The organism is Mastigocoleus sp. MO_188.B34, assembly GCF_030065675.1.
Taxonomy (GTDB): domain Bacteria; phylum Cyanobacteriota; class Cyanobacteriia; order Cyanobacteriales; family Nostocaceae; genus Mastigocoleus.
Map to the genome: position 1 here is coordinate 56,073 of NZ_JASJDK010000047.1, position 6,139 is coordinate 62,211.

Genomic DNA, 6,139 nt, shown 5'->3' on the forward strand with positions numbered 1-6,139 from the left:
TTCGAGTATGGAATACAATCTTAATCTCTGGGATATTTACGTTTTTTTATCAATTCTTCTACTTCTGGTTGGTATCTACCAAAACCTGTGGGAGGTTGGTCTCTAGATTTTTGCTCACCATTACTAAATGCAATACCACCAGTATCCAAACGTTTTGGTGGGTATTTGATTCCTTCTAAATATGCTTCCAACTCACGCCTTTTTGTTATAGGTAGTTTATCTAATATATTTTTTTCCTCTTCAGACCAGTCCATATTTTTACCACTCCAAGTATTTGCTAATCATCAAATTTACTGGACATTCAGGGTGTAAACAATGACGATGACATTGCAAGCGTTGTTGCTCGGCACGAATTTCATTAACGTGTTTCCTCAGTAACTTCCAAATGCTTCTTAGACGTTCGGTGGGTGAGGTAATATTATTATCGTCATCTTCGTTCAACAAACCTTCCTTAATTTTACCAGAAGATAGGAGCAATTCGAGCCTTCCACTGTGTTCAATAATACCAAAATCTACATCTGCTGCTTTAATTACAGCCTGAACTACGCACTTAGAGCCGCATTCTGTACCAAAGATTGTTTGAATCTCTTCTAAGTATTCGTATCCTTCCTGATATCTTGAAGGATAGAAAGGTTCAAAACATTGAAAGTATTCGCTACTTTTTTGAAGAAATGTTAAATGCTCGTCGTAGTTAAACAAGAAGTCTTTACGCCGATAAACTGTTTGACTAAAACTCCCCTTGAGACGAGGTAGTATGTTTAACTCCAACCAGGTGGCAAATCCTTCATTCAGGATGATACAGCTGTGGTGCAGAGTTTCAATTACTGATTTGTATTCCTGATACAGAAGTCGGGGGTAAGGAGATTTCAAACCTTCGCTATCCACTTTGCGAAGCAATCCATGACGGTATAAAATTGTTAGTTGCTGTCCTACTTTTGTGTGATTGTAGAAAAATCCATGACCGTACTTTTCATGTAGAAGTAAGGCTGCAATATTACCTTCTAACCATGCTTGACCGTAATGTTCATTTCCATCTATACACTGAAAATTGTACGCTAACTGTTGCTCAAAGAATGGATGTTCCTTGACGAGATGGGCTGCTAATTTTGGATCGTAGGGAATACAACATCCATGTAAGGGGGAGTAAGTAGGTGCAATCAACTGTAGTAATGTTTCAACTACGGGTGAAAAACGCTTAGTTTCATTTCTAGCTGCTTGTAGAGTTTCTAGGAGTTGCTCTTTGGTGCTGTAGTTATAAAGGCGATTGACTTGTTCTTCGGGAGTCAATAATAGAAAGGGAATCTGTTGTATTATCTCGCTATTAAACTCTTGGCGTATTTGAGATACTTGATAATGAATTTCTGCTGCTAAGGGTTTCACTACATCGCGTTGAATTTTTTCGGTTTGAATTTTTGCAGATGGATAAGCGTGAACCAAGCGAGTAATTTTTTTGTTGATATCGCTGATATGGAGAGTGATTAACCAATCTCCTGGATCTAAGACTGTCAAATACCATCGTTGTGTTGATATCTGTTCTACCTTAATATGTGTTAGCGGGCACTCTAGCTCCATTTTCAAGGTAACAGCTTTTGCATGATTGTTCCAGCGAGTGAGTGCTTGTACTTCAAAAGGGATTCCTGTTGTGACAATTTCTTGAGCTTTTCCTTGAGGGTTGAGGAATACAAGGTCAAATTCTGCATCTGGTAAACACTGGAACTGAGCAACTGGAGCGAAAAACAAGGATGAAATTTTACTAGTTTCTGAATTACCAGGTTCGGCAATGTCTATAGTTAATCTGAGAGTTTGCTGTCCTACATGCTGAGGGATAATAGTCCATTGCAATAGAGTTTGACCGTTACTAGGAAGAAAACGAACTTTTTTGCGTGGTTCTTGAATTAGAACATCCGTATCAGCTTCCAAGACACAAGTTAGATTTTCTAAACGTTGCGATTTTGGGTTTGTAATAACAATTGAAAATTTTGCATTTTCTTTGTAAATTATCTCTGTCGCAATATGAGCATCACGACAGTCCAATGAATTTTGATCGGCTAGCCAACAAAGGATATTAGATGCTAGTTTTAGATTATTACAAATATTAATGTATTTATCACTAAAGATTAAATTATTTCCTAAAACAACTACTCGACCTGATTTATTACTACCAGGTACCTCCACTGCAGCGAGCAAAGTTTTACCAGTATCAGGCAAAGTTGCTATGATATCAACTGGATAAGGACAATTGGGTAATGTTTTGAGATAAACAGGTTCTTTAATCTTTAATTGAGATACTTCAGAACTAATATAATGCGGTAATAAGTTGAATACTTCTTCTGGAGGATAGTTTAATAGCTCCTCAAAGCGTAATCCCAAAGATTCCAGCACTGCATTTATGTTGTTACCCACTAGTGAGTTTTGGTCACTTGCGACCAGCAGTGAATTTCCTTGTCTTACAAAACTGACTATTGCTTTTACTTCCTCTGGTGTTAAAGCAGATGTAGGAGCAGCCATAATTAGTAATTGATAGCCCTGAAGTACTTGATGAGTCAGTGATTCATTTTGAAAGGCGATCGCATCATCACCAAATAACTGTTTTACATGACTGCACAGGACTGTCCATGCTTCTTGTGAAGTATTATCTTCCTGCAACTGTGAGCAGGATATCTCCCCATGAGATTCATCAAATAGAACTTTTATCACTGGAATTTAAAGTGCATCAACCAGCTTTTATTCTATTCTCTTAAGTTTCATCTGAAACACTTAACCTGGTAAATTTTTGAGATTAGCAAGTCTTTTCTAAATTGATAAGTACATCATGGAAAAAGCAGATTAAAACCTGCTATTTGATTTCATTCTGTGGAAATTTTCTGAACAAAACGTGTCACATTAATATGATTGGTGAGAACTTAAAGAAGAATGCCAAAAGTCAAGATGTAATTTACAAAAGATAATAAACAGCTAAAAAGCTGATACATGATAGATTTGAGCTTGGTGTATGACTTATTCCCAAGCAATGAGTAGCAAGAAAACCAACAGAGATCATGGCAAGAAAAAACATCATCCACTGATTGAGAGCGAAGCAATGGTATCTCATCTACAAGCATTGCTAAGCCCAGCAATTTTTAATCAACAAGCCCTGTATCGACAGTTGGGAATGAGGAATCGTATTCTCAACTTGCCTTTAATGCTGGCGGCAGTGTTAACTCTTTTATGGCGTAACGTTCCAGGTGTTCAAGAATTAACTCGTCTGTTACATAATGAAGGTTTTTTATGGGTAGAAGCGACCAAAGTTACTCAGAAAGCTCTTTCTAAAAGATTTTTAACTTTTCCGGCTATTTTATTTGAAAAAGTATTTAAAGAATTATTACCTCACCTACAACAACAGTGGAATTCTCGTCAAAAACGTCCTCTACCAGATAGTGTAAATTTCGCTCTTTCTCGCTTTAAAAAAATATGGATTGTAGATGGTTCCACGTTGGAAGCATTGTTTAGAAAACTGAAAAGTCTGGAAGATATTCCACCAGGGACATTAGCGGGGAAAATAGTAACTGTGATTGATTTAGCTACTCGTCTTCCTGTAGAAATCTGGTTAACGACAAAGGCTTCTAGGTCAGATGTGAAATTTGAGCCAGATATCTTAAATTTAGTTTCAGCAAATACTTTACTTTTACTAGATAGAGGATTCTACCACTTCCATTTTTGGCAACAATTAATTGAGAAAAAAGTTGACTTTATTACTCGAATTAAAAAAGGCGCATCTTTTCAAGTTAAAGAAGTATTTAGTAATAGTTATGCTTTGCGCGATAGATTGATTATTCTGGGTTGTGGCAAAAATAATACACCAATTTTAACCTTACGATTAGTCGAAATTCACTCAAAAAAACAATGGCATTCCTATTTGACTTCAGTGCTTGACCCTACTATTTTACCCCCTTATGTTGTCGCAGATTTATACCGACGACGTTGGCGTATTGAACAAGCTTTTAATACAGTTAAACGGTTACTTGATTTGAGTTATTTATGGACGGGTTCAATTAATGGTATTCAATTACAGATTTGGGGGACTTGGTTATTTTATGCTGTATTAGTTGATTTAGGCGATGCTGTTGCTGAAGAACTTTCTTTACCCTTTGAGCAGATTTCTTTAGAGATGATTTACCGGGGTTTGTATCATTTTAATGTTGCTTATAACAAAGGTAAAGCTACTGACCCTGTTCGATATTTTTCTGACCCTAATAATCAGGTTCTGGGCATTGTTAAGCGTAAAAGAAAACCCAACAAAAAATTGATTATTGCTCCCTTCCCTGACCGACAAAGAGGGCAAGAGAACTTTTTCTTCCAAAACCCCTTGACATCTTGCTCTTCAGCTTAAGTTCTCACCGATGAGCATACAAAGGCTCTGCTGGTGTTTATGATGTGGGATATGGAGTTTACGATTTATTTGATTTGGGCGAATTCGAGCAAAAAAACACGATCAGAACAAAATACGGGACAAAAAAAGAATTAACAGATGCTATTCAAGCTGTTCAGAAGCAGGGGATGGAAGTTTACGGTGATGTAGTTCTTAATCATAAAGATGGTGGAGATGAAATAGAAAAATTTCGTGCTCAAGAAGTTGATTGGAATGACCGAAATAAAATACTAAGTGATTGGTACGAAATTGCAGGATATACAAAATTTACTTTTCCAGGTCGTGGAGATAAATATTCAAGCATGAAGTGGAATTGGTGGTGTTTTGATTCTCTTTCTTACAATGCCATCACGAAAAATACTAACAAACTATATCGTTTAAAAGATAAAGGTTTTGAAACAGGAGTTAGTTCTGAAAAAGGTAATTACGATTATTTGCTAGGGAATGACATTGACACGCGGGAATCATTAGTTATTGGTGAGTTACGGTATTGGGGTCGTTGGTTCGTTGATGAAACTAATGTTAATGGTTTTCGTATTGATGCAGTTAAGCATGTTCGTTCAAGCTTTTTTAAAGACTGGATTAATCATTTGCGAGTTCATTTTAGCGGACGAAATCTTTTCAGTTTTGCCGAATATTGGTCTTGGTATGATACAGAACCTCTACATAACTATATTGTTCAGACCGAAGGAGTTATATCGCTCTTTGATGTTCCTCTACATATGAAATTTCATGATGCCAGCAGAAATGGTAGTAGTTTTGATATGCGTACGATGCTCGATCATACATTAGTGAAAGAGCAACCTGCTCTTGCCGTGACATTTGTAGAAAACCACGACACACAACCCTGTCAATCCTTAGAATCTCCTGTTGAGCCCTGGTTTAAACCTTTAGCATATGCTTTTATTCTTCTGCGACGGGAAGGATATCCCTGTATCTTTTACGCTGATTATTACGGAACTAAATACTTAAATTGTCGGGGCGGCTATGACGTTATTCTCTATTCGCATCGCTTTCTAATCGATAAGTTTTTGTGGGCTCGCAGAGCATATGGATACGGAGACCAGCACGATTACTTCGATCACCCCAACACAATTGGTTGGACTCGATTAGGCAATAGAGAACATCCGGGAGCTATGGCTGTAGTTATGACCAATGGAGCAGATGGTAATAAGTGGATGAATATGTTCCGAGCCAACAAAGCTTTTTACGATATCACTGAGCATATTCCAGGAAAGATCTATACAAATGCTGATGGCTGGGCTAATTTCCCTTGTAAAGGAGGATCTGTCTCTGTTTGGTTGCAGGAGTGATGTTATTTTTTGGGTAGTCCTAAACAAGTAATGATGCAATATCTAAATTTGAAGAGGACGACCTCCAACAACAAACTCCTACTCATTTTGATTTCTTTGCGGGCAAAGCCGCATAAAATCTCCTGTTATTGACACCTATCTTTAATTACTGTTAGGGATTTGGAATTTAATTTCTCACACAAAGCTTGAAACATTGATTATTGTGTAAAGCCTTGTACTGTAAGGATTTCAGAATATGTTTTGGCGAGAGTGATGGAAGAGCGTTAAGAATACCAGCGTAAAATCATAGAAGCTGTGTGGATATCTGCGACAACTTCCGTAGTTAATAACATCCACTAATTGGGTGTTTCACCATCTGGACAATCAGTTTCTGTGGCATAAACAGCATATACTAATATTGGGTTACGGTCGTCAAAAC

The 6,139-nt window shown here is 37.2% G+C and carries 3 protein-coding genes and 1 pseudogene; 2 read left to right on the plus strand and 2 right to left on the minus strand.

Features of this window, described 5'->3' with window-relative positions:
- Nucleotides 1-20 precede the first annotated feature (20 nt).
- Together QNJ50_RS13675 and QNJ50_RS13680 are read right to left on the minus strand one after the other, a co-directional pair.
- On the minus strand, nt 21-254 hold the full coding sequence (locus tag QNJ50_RS13675; RefSeq protein ID WP_300636050.1) for a hypothetical protein: 234 nt from the start codon (nt 252-254) through the stop codon (nt 21-23).
- Between the two features lie 4 nt (nt 255-258).
- Nucleotides 259-2,697 carry a DUF4350 domain-containing protein gene (locus tag QNJ50_RS13680; protein WP_300636053.1) on the minus strand — a complete coding sequence of 813 codons (2,439 nt, stop codon included), beginning with the start codon at nt 2,695-2,697 and terminating at the stop codon, nt 259-261.
- Between the two features lie 364 nt (nt 2,698-3,061).
- Here QNJ50_RS13680 and QNJ50_RS13685 point away from each other — a divergent pair, with 364 nt between their 5' ends.
- Together QNJ50_RS13685 and QNJ50_RS13690 are read left to right on the plus strand one after the other, a co-directional pair.
- Complete coding sequence (locus QNJ50_RS13685) at nt 3,062-4,369, plus strand: IS4 family transposase (protein ID WP_300636057.1); 1,308 nt, start codon at nt 3,062-3,064, stop codon at nt 4,367-4,369.
- A gap of 26 nt (nt 4,370-4,395) precedes the next feature.
- A pseudogene (locus QNJ50_RS13690) lies at nt 4,396-5,721 on the plus strand (alpha-amylase); the annotation flags it as partial.
- Between the last annotated feature and the right edge of the window lie 418 nt (nt 5,722-6,139).